This is a genomic window from Bradyrhizobium sp. 192, from assembly GCF_023100965.1.
Classification (GTDB): domain Bacteria; phylum Pseudomonadota; class Alphaproteobacteria; order Rhizobiales; family Xanthobacteraceae; genus Bradyrhizobium; species Bradyrhizobium symbiodeficiens.
In genome coordinates, this window is sequence record NZ_CP064690.1 from 1,720,319 (window position 1) to 1,738,130 (window position 17,812).

5 protein-coding genes and 1 pseudogene are annotated in these 17,812 nt (G+C 59.7%); 5 read left to right on the forward strand and 1 reads right to left on the reverse strand.

Translation table 11 applies throughout. From position 1 onward, the window contains the following. Window positions 1-10 precede the first annotated feature (10 nt). The gene (locus tag IVB24_RS08015; protein WP_247772608.1) at window positions 11-3,376 is read left to right on the forward strand and encodes a DUF499 domain-containing protein; all 3,366 of its coding nucleotides are present in this window, start codon (window positions 11-13) and stop codon (window positions 3,374-3,376) included. Window positions 3,377-3,658: 282 nt separating this feature from the next. On the opposite strand, the pseudogene IVB24_RS08020 reads toward IVB24_RS08015, so the two are convergent. Beyond that, window positions 3,659-4,321 (reverse strand): annotated as a pseudogene (locus IVB24_RS08020) (DNA polymerase IV); the annotation flags it as partial. A 121-nt stretch (window positions 4,322-4,442) separates the two neighbouring features. On the opposite strand from IVB24_RS08020, the gene IVB24_RS08025 reads away from it, so the two are divergent. The 4 genes from IVB24_RS08025 (at window position 4,443) to IVB24_RS08040 (ending at window position 17,811) form a co-directional block, all read left to right on the forward strand. Beyond that, entirely contained in the window at window positions 4,443-4,916 is a 474-nt protein-coding gene (locus IVB24_RS08025; RefSeq protein WP_247772609.1) for a hypothetical protein, read from the forward strand. 1 nt (window position 4,917) lies between these two features. Continuing rightward, window positions 4,918-5,112 carry a hypothetical protein gene (locus IVB24_RS08030; RefSeq protein ID WP_247341919.1) on the forward strand — a complete coding sequence of 65 codons (195 nt, stop codon included), beginning with the start codon at window positions 4,918-4,920 and terminating at the stop codon, window positions 5,110-5,112. A gap of 15 nt (window positions 5,113-5,127) precedes the next feature. After that, on the forward strand, window positions 5,128-5,811 hold the full coding sequence (locus IVB24_RS08035; RefSeq protein ID WP_247341922.1) for a hypothetical protein: 684 nt from the start codon (window positions 5,128-5,130) through the stop codon (window positions 5,809-5,811). A gap of 345 nt (window positions 5,812-6,156) precedes the next feature. Continuing rightward, a complete protein-coding gene (locus IVB24_RS08040) occupies window positions 6,157-17,811 on the forward strand; it encodes a hypothetical protein (RefSeq protein WP_247772610.1) in 11,655 nt (3,884 codons plus the stop codon). Window position 17,812 lies beyond the last annotated feature (1 nt).

Consider the following 17,812-nt stretch of genomic DNA (forward strand, 5'->3'; position numbering starts at 1 on the left):
GAGAAAGACCATGTCGGCGAACACTGTTAAATCCTGGGCGCAAATTGTTAGGGTCCGCGAAGATGTGCGAACTGGGCAACTTTCCTTGCAAGAATTTGCGGCGGATCTGTTCGACGTTGTTAATCGCACGGGTAAACGTCCGCTTTATGAAGACCCAGCGAAATTTTTCTCTCTCAGCTATGCCACGAGCGCTCAACGTGACATCGCAGCGGCCACCGCTGAACGCCTTCGCGGGAAGAGCGATAAGGCGATACGTCAGCTGGAGTTAACCTATGGTGGCGGCAAGACGCATACTCTAATCACGTTAACCCATCTTTTTCGAGATTCAGCGGCTCTTCCGGAATTACCTGCCGTGAAGGAATTTTTAAGCGCGATGGGCGGTGATTTTCCCAAAGCACGTGTGGCGGCCGTGTGCTTCGACAAACTCGACCCGGAGCTTGGCGTGCCGGTGCGGAGTCCGTCAGGCGAGCAGCGCACCCTGAAGTATCCGTGGAGTATCATCGCCTTTCAGGTCGCCGGAGCTGACGGCTTGCGAGTCCTACGCGCCGATGGAAAGGACGAAGAACGGGAAACTCCTCCGCGTGACTTGGCATTGGAAAAGCTCCTAGAGATGCCCGGCGAGGAAGGCCTTGCTACACTCATTCTATTCGATGAAGTGCTCATGTATGCGGGCGAGATGGCGAAGGATCCGATTCGCGGTGAGCAGTTTCGTGAGCAGTTCTTGAATTTCCTCCAGTCGTTGACCCAGGCTGTAGCAAAGGTGAGCACTGCTTCGATGATCGTTTCGCTCCTTGCATCAGATCCTAAGCGCGATGATCCGTTTGGGCGTCAGCTTCTTTCTGATATGTCGAACATTATGGGACGTAAGGAGGATGAACCGTTTCAACCGGTCGGAAAAGATGACGTCGCTGAGATTCTTCGACGCCGGCTCCTTGACCCAGATACAATAAGAGACCAAGAGGCATTTCGCCCGAACGTTGTTGCCATGGTGAAGGCACTGTCTGCAATCGACCCGGAGTTTGCCAAGACAGCAAAACAACGTGACGACAGAGAGAAACAGTATCTCGCGAGTTTCCCATTCGATCCGGCAATGATGGAGGTGTTCTACACAAAGTGGACAAGTGGCCTTCCCTTGTTCCAGCGCACTAGAGGTGTGCTTCGTAGTTTTGCCGTCGCGTTGCGCGATGCTGAGACTTGGGACACCGCACCGATCGCGGGAGCGTCCATACTTTTGGCGCAACCGGGAGAAGACAAGCTTTCACCCGCGCTCAGCGACCTCGCGGGAGTAGCGCGGGTTGATCAGGTAGACGGCCCCCCACAAGATTGGGTTGCTATTCTGCAGGGAGAGCTACGATTTGCTCGGGAAGCTCAAGAACAGTTACCGGCGCTCACGGGGCGTGAGGTCGAGCAGGCCGTGGCCGGTACGTTCCTGCACTCGCAACCTCAAGGCGCTAACCACGCGAGCATCACGGATCTCTATTCGCTTTTGGGCGCATCGAAACCCGACAAGATTGCGCTAGAGAAAGGTCTGCAGTCTTGGGCCACTCGCTCTTGGTTCTTGGATGAAATGCATCTCGACAGCGCCGAGAAGCGCGCGGACGGATCTCGTGGCGTTCCAAAAACCTGGAGACTTGGCTTCCAGCCGAATCTTAAGCAGATGCATGACGACGCCCGAGTGAATCGAGTTGGCAAATCTGCTGTCGACGAGATGCTTCTTGATGAAATAAAGATTGCTAAGTGGCTGGATGCCGGAGCGTCGACGCTAGGCGCTCGCGTTCACAAACTGCCGACCGGTCCGGATCAAGTGCCAAACGATGGTGAATTTCGGTACGTTATTCTTGGTCCGAATGCACAGTCTGAATCTGGAAAACCGTCTGCGTCAGCGGTGCGCTTCTGCGAAGAGGTTACTGGTCCTCACAACCCTCGTTCTGCCAAAAATGCCATTGTGATTGCCGCGCCGGATCGTGCGGGAATGGCCCAGGCTCAGGAAAGGGTGAAAGATTATCTGGCTTGGCTGGAGGTGAAAGCGCAGCTTTCGTCCCAGGCAGTTGACCCGGTTCGATCTTCAATGCTGGACAGTGCCGTCTCTGGGTCGAAGAAGGACATCGTCGACGCTATTAGGCAGGCATATTGCATCGTGGTTACAAGAGGGAGCGACGATTCAGTCATTGCTTTCAAGGTAACCGTAGATCCAGCCAAGCCGTTGTTCACGACGATCAAGGAAGATTCGAAATCTCGCATTACTGACGTAGCTCTGGCGCCCGATGCATTACTGCCCGGTTCGGGAAGTGGTTTCGATCTGTGGCGCGAAGATGAGGATAGGCGGAGGGTAAAAACCATCGTGGGTGCTTTTGCCGAACAGCCGAAGCTTCCAAAGATGCTTCGCCGTAAGGATCTGCTGGATACTGTGGCAAATGGTTGCGAGCAGGGCCTATTCGTACTTTCGCTTCAACGGCCCGACGGAAGCGCGCGCACCTGGTGGCGTACACAGATCGATGAAGAGGCGCTTAACGACGATGCATTGGAAGCCGTGCAGAACCCGGCGGCTATTCTTGACGGTATCGATGCAAGCCTGCTGGCACCATCGAAACTGGAGGGCCTCGACTGGAAAAATGGAGTCAAGGTCGCTGATCTCATCTCCTATTTCGGCGGCTATGTGCTTACGATTGACCACCCCGAAGATGGCTGGACCGAACAAAAGCCCATTCCGCGTTGTCCCGAGGGTAAAATTCTGGAGGCTGTGGCAGAGGCGGTAAAGGCAGGTTCCGCTTGGTTGGCGAGCGGAACAGCTTCAATTTGGGGCGAACTGCCACCCCCGGGGATTGTTTCGAAGACAGCTATCCTTCGAATTCCCCCACAGCCGATCGACGTTTCATCCCTTACCCCTGAGGCCTTGCCTGACGCATGGAGCGGAGGAAAGGCGACAGCACATTCAATCGAGCAGGCCGTCGCTGCGCAGCGTGGCGTGACATCGATGCCTTGGAAGTTAGTCGAGGCTGCCATAACGGGCGCGCTGAATAGTGGCTTTCTGCGTGTATTTCCTGGAGCCGTATCATGGCCATGTCAGTTTCATGAAGCAGCATCTCTCGAACTTGGGTTGCCTGAGGTCACACCTGCTGGCGGACAATATTCACCGGTCATGCAAGAGGCGGTTCCAAAATCGACTTACGGCCAAGCCGGATTTCGATCAGGGGTGCTGGATAGCAGTCAGCTGACAGAGCTTGTCGAAGCGATGGGAGATGTGTTGGCTGCGGCAGGCAATCTGACCCTTCGATTCAAAGTGACTGTTGAGTTCGCTGAAGGTGAAATGCCAACGCCCGAGGTGGCCGTGAAGCTTGGAGCTGCACTGAACAAGGCAACCGAAGCGTTCGGTTGAATGCGCCGAGTTCGTTCGCTGATATAAGCCCCCTAGCTCGTGATGCAGCGTCTGGGCTTTTAATCGCATGGAGGCTGGCCTCGCTTTCGGGCCGATCGCCGGATCACGTGACCTTGGAGGACCACATTCGCGCGCAACGCGGCAGGAAGAGCGTGATCGTCTTCTCCCAAAGATCCTGTCGGGACAGATCGAACTCAACGATCGACCTGAAAAGGAAATGACATGACGCGATCACATCGGCAGCGCTAGCTGCGATTCCGCGTCGTCGACATGCTGCAGCGCCTATAGCGAGACTCCCAGAAGCCGGACCGGCTTTGGGACCGGTATCTCGTTCTGCAGCAAAGCGACGGATAGGCGTTCGAGATCGCTGCGGCTCGAAACCGCGACGGGGACGGATTTGCTGCGCGTGATGATCTCGAAGTCGTTGAACTTCATTTTAAGCGTCACCGTGCGTCCCCGGTTTCCGGCGCCTTCGCAGTACCGCCAGACCTTGTCGATGAGCGGCTCGAGTTCGAGGACCATGGCGTCGAAGTCGGTGAGGTCGGTGGAGAATGTGTTTTCGGCGCCGACGGATTTCCGAATCCGGTCGGCGCGTACCTCCCGGTTATCGACAACTCTCGAGATCCAATAATAGTAGCTCCCGGCCTTGCCGAAGTTAGTTTGCATGAATTCGAGCGACTGGTTACGCATGTCGAGGCCGGTGTGGAGGCCTAGGGAGTTCATCTTGGCGCTGGTCGCCGGCCCGATGCCGTGAAACTTGCCGACGGGGAGGGCTTCGACGAATGCCGGCCCGATCTCCGGCGTGATGACGTACTGGCCGTTCGGTTTCCGGTAGTCGGAGGCGAGTTTCGCCAGAAACTTGTTGTAGGAGATGCCGGCCGAAGCGTTGAGGCAGGTAACTTCTTTGATCTTCGAACGGATCGCTAACGCGACGTCCCGTGCCAGCGATAGTCAACGGTCCTCGGTCTGCAACTGAGGACAAGGAGGCAAGTTGTGTGGTTCATATGGTTTCCATCTCCCCGGAATTTCAGCTTCCAGGGGAAAGTCGGGATTTAGGGGAGGGGAAATGTCTGAGAGAGTTAAAGAAGCAGTCGTCACGGAGACTTTGAGAGCATTCGTAGCGTACATGTCGGGAGGCAGAGAGATCGCAAAAGCTAAGGAAGCGGCGGGAAAGCTGCATTTCTGGGGCGAAGGAATGCTGGATGAAATAAAGCAGATCGCGAATGGGAAAGCGAAAGCCAAAACGTACAAGGAATTGCAGAAAGAATTCGACGAGAACGATGAGCCTGCACGGGAAGCGATGCTACGGTTGCGGCAGATGCGAAACAAGTTCGCCGGCAATCACATTGCCAGGGCAATTGAGCGATGCATTAACGCGGATGGGCAGGGCAAGAACAAAATCCTGAGCGATATTTCTGTCCTGCTGAACAAGAAAAAAGACTCTGACGCCCCAGCTTTCGCAAGCGAGGTTATCAGGGACATAGAAGTCCTTAACGCCAACCTCGATCATTTGCATCGTCTTCTGGAGGCGGAGCGTTAAAATGGCGAGTTTCAAAATTAATGATAAGTACAGCGCGAGATATTCGCTCGAAAAGGAAGGCAGCGGATGGGTAGCTGAAGGCGAGCTTTGGAAAGGCGACACGAAAACCAAAATTCGCTTCAGGGCGACGGGTAAGACGCGGCAAGCTGCCGTGAACAGCGCTCACAGGGAGGCGCGCAACTGCGTGCCGGACTAGTCGGGAAAAGGTGGCGTGCAACACACTTATACGTACGAGGTTTTCAAGGATTTCACTGCTCCGCTAGTGGCACTGGCAGGGATTGCGGTTACAGGTACGGTGGCGGCGCTCGGGTTGAGGTCGTTCTCGAAATTCAAACGAGAGAAGATCGAAGAGCGCAGAATTGAAGTTGCTCTGGACGCGCTGACACTCGCGTACGAATCGAAATTCGTCTTTCAGGCGATCCGAGCAAGAGCGATTGGAAGCCACGAATACGAAGATGGCACGGATGTAAGCCGATCCGTGCCGGGCGGCATCGTTGTGAAGATCAAAGAGGGGCAGCAGGGCGCTTATGCGGTCATACGGCGTATTGAAGCGCGGGAGGATTTCTTCGAGCGATTGCGCAAGATCGAGCCGCGGTTCATGGCAGTGTTCGGAGCCGAGACCGATAGTATTTTCGAGATGGTCTATAACGCGCGGACACAATTGGCTGGCGCAGCCGGGCAGCTCTTCGACATCGACAGAATCGAATATGACGAACAGGACCGGCGGATTAAAGAGGAGAAGCGAGAATTGCGCGAGCTGATCTTCCGTGGCCCAAACGAGGACAAGAAGAACGACAAGATCGGTGATCTCACTGACGGGTTTCGGACGCGTATCGAGGCGATTTGCCGCCCTATAGTCGATCACCAGTATGGAAAGACGAAGAGCCCCGGCTAGGGGCTCTTGTACTTAGCCATTCTGCTGTAACCTCGTTGAGGTAGTCGCGGATGAAAACCACCATTATTTGCGCTTGCTTTCCCATGTGCCCAAGTTGGGATTAGCGTCGTTCACTTGGTCAACATCGAGCGTCGGGTCTTGGCCGTGAGGGACAGGCGAGCGAATTCGATCCAGCTCGCCCGAAAACGGTGCCCAGCAGAGAAGCGCGGTGTGGAGTGTTTATTTTTCGTGGGTAGGTATTTTTCAATTGACATAACGCCTACCTGTCCCTTCTACTCTAGATAGATAATTTTTTTTGGACTTTTTAGAGAACGTTTTTGAGTTCTTCCAATCCCTGGGGGCGGGATGACGAAGATTTTTTTTCACGGAGACGGCAATAGTCCGGTATCTGCGTGGCTTGAAGCCGCACAGGATCAACCGCCGTTCAACGTCACCACGTTCAAGCTCAAGTTTTCCGGCGAAACCGGAGCGCTGGTGCTCGGTTCGCCGTTCTTGATCGACGCGATGCTTGTCCGCGACGCCGGTGGCTCCGACAAGCGCCTTGTCAACTGGAAAGAGGCGGTCGAGCAGGCGAGCGGCGAAGCGAAGCGCCTCGCGGCCATTGCGCTCAACGAACTGCACGACCGGCTGCGCAGCCTTCAGCTGAAGACGGACGGAACCGCGCAGGATGGCGTCGTTGCGGACTTTCTCGGCATCACCGGCGTTGCCGATGTCGCTACCAGCTTCGACCTGGAGCTGAATCCGGCCGGACTGCTCGGAGACACAAATTCCAATGAACCGGTCTTTCGCGCGCGCGCGACGGCGGTATTTTCGGCAGGACTCGACTCGCCCTTCGCCGTTGCCGGACTGGATGCGGCGGTGCACATCGAGGTGCAGCTGACGCGCAGCAACGTGCTCGAGGCCCTGCCACGCATCGAAGTGCCGGCGCTGCCGCACCTCGGCTTGCACTTCCCTCATATCCCACTGCCGAAATGGTCGCTGCACGCGCTGAAGATCCCCTTTCCGGATCTGCCTTTGCTTCGCCTTCCGCCGCTCCCCCACCTCGATATTGTCGTTGAATGGGACCCCAAGCCCAATCTGGATTTTTCGGTTGTTGGCAACAAACTGACGCAATCTTCGACGAAGTCGAAAGCGACGGTCAAATTTTCCGGCACTGAAATCCTAATAGCCGAGGATGTCGAGATCGCCGTCAACGGTAACAAGGTATCGATCACCGCGACAAACATCTCCACGGGCACGGCGGAGCAGACTCTTGCCAAGATCGACCTGCTAGACAAAGCGAACCCGTTCGTGGTCACGGCGTTCGGCGTGAAAGTGTCCGCCACAGCCTCCTTCTCGCAGATCGCAGGGCTGACGGTCGTGGTGACTATCAAGGTCGAGCGGCTGGTCATTAGCGCAAGTACTGATTCGAATCTGGTGCTGGCCGTATCGCCGGAACTCGAACTGACTTTTGCCGGCGACAAGCTGACACCTAAACTGACCAAATTGGACTTGGTCGAACCCTATCCGATCAAGCTCGCCCTCTTTGCCGCGCATGTCATCGAGGACGGTGCGGAGCGCTTGATGTCGCTGATCCACAAGTTCGAGGTGCCCAAGCAGGATTTGCCGGGCACGCCGGACCTGCCTTCACTCGACGGCTTCCTCAAGGTGCTGCGGCGGGTAGGGGAGCTTGCAGCGTCGGCCGCTGCCTGGCTGGCGCAACAGGGGGCGGCCGGTGTCCGGGCCCTGGCCGGTCTCGCCGAGGCAGCGTTCAAGATGATTGCCGAGTTGGTCTCCACCCTGGCTGAGGCAATCGCGAAGGAAGCGCAGACGGTCGCCAAGTACATCGTCGTGGAAGTCCGCGTCGATCTCGGCCAATGGCGCATCGTCCAGATTGTGGTCACCCCCAGTGATCCCGGCGCCAGCCTGAAGTCTTTCACGCGCGAATTTCTCGGGTTCAAGCTCGATTTCCCCTACAACCTGTCCCCCGCACTCGTCTGCGATCTGGATAAGGGCTGGCTGGCGCTTGCACTGCAGCCTGAGAGCGCCGGCTCCAGCAAGGTGACGCTTTCGACCGATCTCTGGCTTGGGCACGAGAACGGGCCGGCCGAGCCGGTGTCGGGACAAACGAACGGCACGGCAGACGCGCCGCTCATGAAGCTTGACGTCACGCCGAAGGATCCCAAGGCGGCGGTAGCGCTGATTGTCGTCGACAACGGTCGGGTAAAATTTCTTCAGCAGTTGAAGACCGTGCCGGTCTCTGCGCAACTCCCGGGTCAAGGCCCCAATGGGGGCGTGGTCGTTCCCGTCGGTCACCTGTTGCTGGCGGCCCGCTGGGTTGAACTCACAAACCTCGACGCATCGGCATTCGATATCGATGCCAAAATCGATCCCGATCGCATCCTCTCGCTGTTCCGCAAGCCGAAGGCGGACGCGACCCCCGGGGGGAATCTGTTGGATCAGTTCAGCCAGCACGTTCGGGTCAAGGCGAGCAACAAGCCTGTCATCAATCTGCCGACGATCCGGATCCCGATCGATGTCGAGGTCAAGATTTCCGACACGGCCGTCGATACCAAGCTGGACCTCGTCATCGACGTTTACACGCTCGCGATGGCGATCAAGGGCGGCAAGTTCGAAATCAAGATCGACAAGAATGAAATCAATCTGCTCGGTCTGCACGGCACATTCCTCACGAAGGACGGCGGCGATCCACCCGTGGATTTCGCGCCGCTTTTCCTCGATTTCAGCGACGGCGATCCACGGCTGGGCCTGAGCGAGGCGGCGAAGATCAAGCTGTCTTATGACAAGCTTTCGACCAGCGGCAGCACGCTCGATTTCGAGGTCGATAGCTTCATCGTGTCGCGCGACGGCATCGACCTCAGCGCGCAGGTGCAGTCCAACCCGGTGACGCTGGCCGGCGTCGACATGCCGTTCCGCTTCGACAAGGGGCAGCTCGCGGTCAAGCGCAGCCAGATCCAGACCTTTGGTCTCGCAGGACACGGCAATCTGCCGCCGGCGCTGGTTGGCGAAGCCAAGGCGTCGATCGAGCTCAACTTCACCCAGGAGAACGGCGCGCTTGCACTCCAGGCCGCCAAGGCGGTGCTGGACAAGAGCGGCGATCCGCTGCGTTGCGAGGGTACGCAATTCACCATCACTGTCACCAAGCTCGGCCTGAAATACGTCCGGCAAGGGCAGTATCACTTCTACTTCACGCTGACCGGATCGGCGGAATTCCGGCCAAGCTCCAACGCGTTCGCCGATGGCCTTTTGAAGAACATCTCTGCGCTGCGCATTGTGCTGGACGAAGCGCCGCTTGCCTCCGATCCGCGAGTGTTGATGAACCACATCGAATTCCAGGTCACGGTGGAGCCGCCGAAGCGGTCGACCTTCTTCGACCTGTTCTCGTTCGAACTCCGCGGCGTCGGCTTCCACCCGGCGTCGCCGGCGTTCGGAGGCACGCCGGCATTCTCGATTTCCGGCCAGGTGAATTTCACCGACTTCGGGGACATTGTGACGCCCCGCTTCGATTTCCACAAACTCTGGGTGGCGCCGCCCGAGCGTGGCAAGGCCTTGCCTCGGGTGCGGTTCGACGGGCTGGGAGTAGGCCTTTCGCTCGGCTCGATGGCGGAAGCATCGGGCACCGCGATCGCGGTCGACGGCAAGCTGCCGACGCTGTTCCAACCCGACGTCCTGCCGGCGGATGTGACGGCCAAGGGCTTTCTTGCCTCGGGATCGCTGCGGATATCAGGTTGGGCGTCGATGTCGGCCTCGATGGGATTCCTGCAACTCGAGAAGAAGGGCGTCGACGAGAAGCGGCCGGCGTTCTTCCTGTACGTTCAGCGCAACGACATGGCGGAGAAGATTCCGACGCCGATCGGAACCATCTATCTTCGCGAAGTCGGCTTCGGCTTCGGCTATCGCTACACGCTGGCGGGAATTGCCGCCGCCGAGCGCGCCGAGACGCCGAAAGAGCTTGTCAAGATTCTCGACGAAATCTCGAAATATCAGGGCAGCCTTTACGACGTGAAGGCGTGGTGGCCGACCTACGACAACTCCGCGATCACGCTCGCCTTGCGCGGAATGTTCTCGTTCACCTCGGTGTCGACCACTTCCAAGTACAACGAACAGGGCGAAAAGAATCTGCCGAACCTGGCGTTGTTCGACATCGTGGTCGCGCTCAGGACGGATCTCACATTCCTGCTGAACCTTCGCATCTGGATCGCCTACAATTATGCCGACTGGCGCGACGGCCGGCGCAACAATTCGGCATGGACCAACAATCCAAGCCTGACCGGCTACATGTATCTGTCGGTGCCGCGCCGCGAGTTTCTGGCCCGTGCGGTCTACAATCCCGGCGCCGAGATCGGCGACCACCCGATGCTGCCTGCCGAACTGAAGATGGCGATGAAGGCGGTGAAATGGTCGTCCACGCTCTATATCAGACCGGGCCTGTTCCACGCGGAATATGGCTGGCCGTATGAGCTGGGTTTCTCGGTCGGCAAGCCCAACGGCAATTTCTTCCTCTCGGTGGAGGGAGGAACCGTGCTGCGCATCGAGGACCTGTCGGTGCTGTACGGCCTGGCATTCCGCGCACGCGGCTTTGCGGCCTTCGCCTATGACACCGGCGGCGACTTCGGCGCGGCCATTACCGCGCGCGCAAATTTCGCGCTCGGCGCCAAGCTGATCGCCTATCTGTCGGCCAATATTTCCGAGTCGATGTTCTACGGCGTCATCACGCTCGACCTGTCGCTGGAATTTTCGGTGCGGATGTGGCTGCGCACGAAATGGTTCAGCCTGTCCTGCGGCTTCTCGCGATCGATCACGATCCATATCGGCGTCGAGCTGCTGATCGAGCCGGGCGGCCTTGCCGCGCGGATCGAGGCATCGGTCTCGGTGGGCGCGTTTGGACGCAACCTTTCGCTTGGAATCGGCTTCTCGCTGGGCAGCAGCGGCCGGCTCGCCGAGGCGCGGGTCAGGGTGGAACGGTTCCTGGCGCTTGGTCTGGCGACCAGTTACCCCAATCCGGAGGCCGGCGCGCCGGTGTCACGGCCGGCGCCATTGCCCGAGCCGTCACGCGCCGACAATGCGCGCAAAGCCGAAACCCGGCTCGACGAGGGCGTCGACAGGCGCGAAGCGACGTCGAGCACGGAGAAGCCGGTCCCGGGCAGCGAAACGCTCGAGTTCGTCGGCGTCGAATTCGGTCCGGTGTCGTACTGGGCGCTGCTTGTTCCGATTCCTCGGTCCGATGGCGCCAGCCCCGAATCCTACGTGGTCCAGCTGATCCCGCGTGACAATTGTCCCTTGGCCAAGGGCGAAGCGAGCGACCGCAGTCACTTTTATGCGGCCCCGATGGAGAAGGAGGACGAAGCCACCTATGTCTTGCAGGGAATGGCCAAGAAGGATGCTCTGCTGAGAAACGGAATGAGGTGCGATGAGGTTGGCACCGCGCTTCACGTCTGGACCGACTGGGACGCGCCGTTTGGCCGTGACGGCGACAGCGCCGGCTTCAGCGCCGAGGACAGCAAGAACGCCCGCCAGAATGCCAAGTTGAAGGAGATTTTCCAGCACTGCTGCTTCATGGTTGCGGGCAAGATAGGAGGAGTCGATTACGAGGCAACCGACATCAAGTCCGTGCAATGGGAAGACGATCCGGTCTTGCTGCCGGAAGACGCCGAGGCCGCCAATATCATGATCGCGCAGGCGGCGCGCTCGCGCGCCGACTGCGGTCCACGATTCAAGCGCATGCAGCAAGTCGACGAGGCGCGCTCGTCGTTCATTGCCACGGTGGCCGAAGCAGCGGAGCAGATTGCGGCTCTGGTGACCTTCCGAGCCGGTATCGCTGAACTGAACAAGGACGCCGAAGACTATATCGCCTCAAAGCTTGAATTCGATTTGAGGGCGCTTGGTCTCACTTTTGTCCTGCGCGGCGACCGTGTCGAAGAGCTCTTCGACACGAAGACAAAGTCCTCCGACTCTCCGATTACATCGGAAACTTTCACGATCAGGACCCGCATTCCACGTCAGCCGGGGCCGTCGATCGATCCGCCACCGCCCGGCGTCGTACTGTTCAATCCGCCCGACCGCATGTTCCGCATCATGTCGCCTGTGCTCGATCAGCCGGAGCTCGAGATCACGACCAAGGGCGTGCGCGCGACCTGGGATCTGGAGCCTGCCTGGAAAAAACCGTCCCCGCTCGAAAAATCGCTCTATAGCGATCCCGAATTCCACTTGAAGCACTACCGGGTGGAACGCCGAATCGAGGGGTTGGCGGATCATCCGTTGCTCAAGCAGCGGCCGGCGCCGCTGGAATTGACGATCAAGCCCTCGGATCACACGGCCATCGTCGTTCTGAAAGACAAAGACGGAAATCCCGATCGGGACGCCGACGGAAATCTGCAGCTGCGCAAGCGGCGCCTGCGTGAAGCAAAACCGCTGCAGTTCGTCGATGATTTCAAGGACATCGACCCTGGCTTGCGCGCGGCCTTGTTGCCGCCGGTCCTGCTGAATAACGGCGATGAGGCCAAACAGGCAGCGAAGTGGAAGGACGTGGTTGATCCGGACACGACACGCATTATCTATGCGATCGTTCCGGTCGATTGCGCGGGCACCCGCGGCCAGGTGGATACGCATGTCGTCGCGTTCGAACGGCGCAAGGAGATACCGAACAATCTCTTGAAGGCCATCGCGCGGTTCAGCTATCCGTCGATGCCTTCGGTTCTGAATACGCCTGTACTTTCCGGCACCTTCCTTGCACTCACCGTTGAGGAGGAGGAGACCCCCACGGAGGCGTCGAAGACGGACGAAAATTCAAAGCCCGAGCTTTCGCCCGCCCGGAATTATGTTTTTCGTGTCAGGACCGAGCGCACCGTCCCCGTCGGCGTGTTTGGGGCTGATGCGGTCTCCCAGGCGCGCAACGAGCCGCCGGTGCCGGATCGTCTGGAGCCGGGTGCGGATGAACTGGATGTCGTGCTGCAGACGGGTGCCGGGGCTGGCAAGAAGATCAGGGTCAACCGTATCGCGCGCCGCCTCAGGGCGCGAACGACACCGGGCCCGTTGCCCGAACCGGCAACGGAAACGATCGACTACAGAATATCGGACGGCGACTGGAAGAAGCTGCTGGCAAGGCTCGAGGTCGTGGTGGACGATCCGGCCAACGTCGCTCGCCTGCAGGCGGCGCGGATATATCTGCGGTTCGACGGCACCGAGCCTCGCAGCCCGGCATGGGTGCCGGCGCAACTCCAGTTGATGATCGACGATCCCCAAGCCAAGCCTGAAGAAGAACCTCCGGTCAACGTCACGATCGAGCGGTTTGAGCATCCGGTCGACGTCAAATTCCGGCCGTTCAAGTCGAACTTCATCTTCCCCGCGAGCGGGCGGCTGCATTTGTACTATCCTACGGCGGACGCCACGATCGACAGCTTTGTCGCTTCCAACGCCGATACCGTTCGGTTGCTGTGCGATGGCGATCAGCGCACGGCCGTCAAACTTGCCTGGACCGCGCGGCCAGACGAGATGACGGTTCAGGGAGATGAACAGGGCAGACTCAAGGCATCGGATCTGCACACGCTGATCGCAGGCTATGACCTGTTCTCGCTCGATGCGACCACGGTGCCGAAAAACGATGAAGGCGCAGATGCCTCCCTGCGGCTGGTCAAGCCGATCGGCCGGGTGCAGCGCCAGCCGGCGCTGGAGCGCGGCCAGGAGCCGTCCGAGACCGGCGACTTCGCGCGGGTCGAGGTGCTCTATCCCAGCGAAATGCAGCGCTTGACCGATCCGGCGCTTGATCGGCGCTTCGGCAAGCGGCGTACCAGCTGGTACTCGCCGGCAGAATCCTTCCTGGTCTGGCCGACGCGTCCGTTGCGGCGCTCGCTGCTGACCCTGCCGGAGGAGAACGACATTGCCGCGCTGTTTGCGCGGAGGCAGCCGCTCGCCATCCGCGTGGAATGGACGAAGGCGAAGCCGGGCGGACCGGAACTACCGACGTTGCCAACCACGTTTGGATTCGCGTCCGAGACGCCTGGCACTGGTCCAGCGTCTCTGCACGACGGAAAGCTTTCCGCAGGTCTTCTCGGCGGAGACGACAATAAACCGCTTACGGTGGATCAGGCGCGGCGTCTGCTTCGCGGTCTGGTCCTGATGGAGAGCCCCGAAGTAAAGGCGAAGGACCAGGAAGCCTACGCGAACCCCGATGGATTCTCGAATCGGGTGCTCAAGCTGACCTCGCTGTATAACGACCCGAATGACAATAGCGATCCGAGCACCGTTACCGTCAATGTCTCCCTGGCGACGCCTCAGCACCCGATCCTCGCCGACGTTCTCGACGTCGTCCAGTATCACTACGAGGGAATCGAGTATCGCGGCAAACAGCTGGTCTATCGCCGCTACGAGCCGGTGGTCGATCCCGCTCCCCAGCTCAATGCCGAGGAGATACTTGCGTTCCTCGACGAAACGGCGCCCGACCGCGATCCCGCGGGCTGGGGCATCCTGCGCACGCTCGGACTCGCGACGGCATTCAGGCTCTACGACATTGAAACCGGTAACTTCCTGGAGTCGGGCGAGGCGCTGAAGCGTCTGAATGTCGCCCTGAAGCTGGTGTTGCCGCGGTACCAGGGCACGCAATTCGGCGCGCCGTTTGTCGACGTCATGTTCACGACCGACGGTCTTTCCGAGGTGGTATCGCATTTCGGCACCGCACCGAGTGACGAAACCGCGGCAAAACAGCTTTGCCAGAACAAGGCACTGGCTCTGGTGCAGCTTGAACTGCGGCCGGCGGTGCAGCCGTTGCTCGGCCTCGACGGTCAGTTGAAGAAGCGTCGCGTTCGCTATGCAACGCTGAGGCTCGCAAAGGCGACCGAAACTGTTTCGATACAGCCTGCAAAGAGCGGTGACAGGATCGTCATCGAGTTGGAGCCTCTGGTGCCCACCGACGGCTCCAGCCAGCGGCGCGTCCTGATGGCGCAGGGCTGGAAGAACGAAAAGCAGTTTCCGATTGAAGGCGAGCCGATCAGCAACAAGCTGACGCTGCGAACCGCCGGCATGAACCCCGACGATGCGCTGGCCTATGTCCGTCTCGTCGCGCTTGATGATGCCACGGATTTGTCCGAACTTGGGGCGCTGACGCTGCCCAGCGACGTCAAGCTCGATCCGAGCGATACGCCGAAGGAAGACGACGGCACGCAGAAGGGCAGCAGTCCCTGGGGACGCTTTGCGAACCTGCCCGACAGCTGGCTTGCGGCGCTGATGTTCGGCGACAACATACAGATCGATCCCAAGATCGACCCGACGCTGCCTGATCCCGAGCGGTCTGCGCCGTTCAACACGGTTGCAACTCTGATCCGGATTCTCGGCCACTTCCCCAACAAGCCGAACATGAAGATTCCGAAAGAGCCAAAAAAGCGTCTGCAGATTGCTGCGCAGCTTGGATCGTGGACCCGCCGCTTCATGGAGCAGGGGTCTGCGAAGCCTGCAACCAGTCAGGCCGGGCTCGCGTTTGCGATGCTGACGCGGCCCAATCCCTGGCGGCTCGCACCGGACAGCGACGGACGGCTGTCGGTCACGCTGCTGGAGACCGATCGTTGGGGCAAGGCGCGGAAATATGCGGTTCGGCCGTTCGGACGCTACGAGAACCTGGCGATCGGCGCGGAAACAACGGTCGAAAATAGGAAGTCGGAGGCGAACCAGCCGGCCAAGACTGCGATGGCCGTCCAGGACTTCGCGGCATCGCTTCCGAAACCCATCGACGCTGACGTGGCTCTGCGGCAATTCTTTGCCGATGTGAGCATCGAACGCACCGAAGGGCTGGCTGCGCCCGTGATTTTGGCGACGCGCCGAAACAACAGGGCCGATAAGGGCGGCGTCGTGCGTCCCGGCGATTCAGTTCAGATCGTGGTGTCTCGCCACCCGGAAGAGATCCTTTCCGACGCCAACATCCGTGTGGACGCGGGACTTTCGATGCGCCACGTGGCCGTCGGCTTCTGGCGCGAGTTCTCGGCGCCGCAATGGGCCAAGCTCGTGCAGAAGAGTTCGGGCGATCCTGAATTCGATCTGCTCGAACCTTTCGGGCCGTTCAAGGACAATGGACGCGACTACAGCCGCCTGCCGGTGCCCAAAGGACTCTCCATTATCGAGGAGTCCAAGCGCGACGATTACCAGAACATCGAGCCCAAGGACGTCGACATCGGCATTATCCGCGAGATGTACGAGCGCCATCCCGATCTGTGGCGTGGCGCCTACGTGCTCAACATGTCCGCGATGCCCTATGGCTTCCGCCTGCATGCAACGGCGCATGTCGCGGCAGGCGTGGTGGTTTCGCCGCCCAGCGTCGCCACGGTGGATGAGGCCGGCTATCGGCTGGTCTTACCCTGGAAGGCCGGTGTAGATGGAGCCGTTGCCTGGCAGGACAAGAAGGTGATGCCGCCGTCCTGGCGGATCGACCGGCCGACGAGCGACGACAAGAAGGTGAAGGTCGTCGTCGAATGGCCGATGGTTCGCATTGTCGACGGGATGTTCGAGGACGCGCTCAAGATCTGGTTCGGCAAAAACGACGCCGGCCTCAGCAAGGACACAGCACCACGGCTTTACCAGATGCCAGATCCTGCGGTCAGCTACCGGATATCGGTCGAAACCGACGACGGCCAGGTGCGCGTTGGCGAGATCGAGCTCGGCGCGCTGAGCAGCGATCCCGACGGCAAACCGCGCGACTTGCTGTATCTGCCACAGTTGATCGGCGCCCGGTTCGACAAGCCCGACCTCAAAGCGCCCTCTGGCCAGGCCGTCAACGGCACCCATTATCCTGCGAGCCTCACCCTGGAGGTGAAGGGTGATCCGGATGCCAAAAAGCCGCTCGGGAAATTCGCGCCGGCGGCTCTCGATCCGGCGTTTGTGCCGGCCGATCTCTTGCTGGCTGCCGCAAACACTGCGCCGTGGGGCGATGTCGCGCCGGGGACGAGCAACGAAGAGATCGACGCGACACTGGACCTGACGATTACGCCGCCGCTCAATGTGCCCGATCCGCTTCCGCCGCCGCTTCCGCCGCCGCCGGCGCCGCAATGGACTGCATTCCGCCAAGACGTCGAGGCCTTCGTCAAGGAGATGCGGACCTACGAGACGACCGCATCGGCGTCACCGCGCTTCGCGAAAATCGCCAAGGAGATTGCAGACGCGGTCGAGCCCTTTGCCATTGACAAGGCAGCCGAGTGGAAGGCCAAGACCGGCGTGTTGCTTCCGCATACGGTCAAGGTGCACTGGGTCGCCGGCTTGCCTGTCGACAAGTTTCCCTCCATCACGCTTGGCCCGATCGCGTGGCGGTGGTTCGCTGCGCCCGAGAAGACCGGCACCATCAACGGGGCGGCGCGTGAAAAGATCAAGGCGGTGCTCGACGCGGCCATCGCAGCGGCGGCCGGCAATGCCGGCCGGGTCAAGTTGCTCGAGGAACTGAGACGTACCGTCCTCAACGCGATGCGCGCCCGCATGATAGCGCTTCGCCGAGACAGTGATGAACAACCAAAGCACAACCTCGTGCCCCTGCGCAGCAACCTTCCGGCGGATATCAATATCAATCTCGACGAGCTTCGAAAGCTTTCCGAGACAAGTCCCGTCGATTTCGTTGCGACGGTGCACTTGCCGGAAAATGCGGCGCGCACGGCCGACGAGATCGAGGCCGCGTTCACTGCGCTGGAAGACAAGGCCAATGCGGCCGACACGCTGGAAAGCCTGGCGGCGATGATGGACCGGCCGGGCGAGGCAGCCGATATCGCGATGCGCTGGTCAAGCCGCAAGGCGGTGGAGCCGGAACTCGACAAACTTCATCCGGAATCACCTCTGGCCCCGAAGACGATGATCCTGATCGAGCCAGCCACCAAGGATGAGATTGCCGAACTCAAACCGGCCCATGCCAGTTTGCCGGCCCTTGCGGGCGACCTTACCCAGACGATGGTGCTCGGTCCCCGGCGTCACCTGGTAATCCAGGCGTTCCACGGCCTTGCGCAGCCGCAAGACGACGTCGTGCAGCGGGAGCATTAAG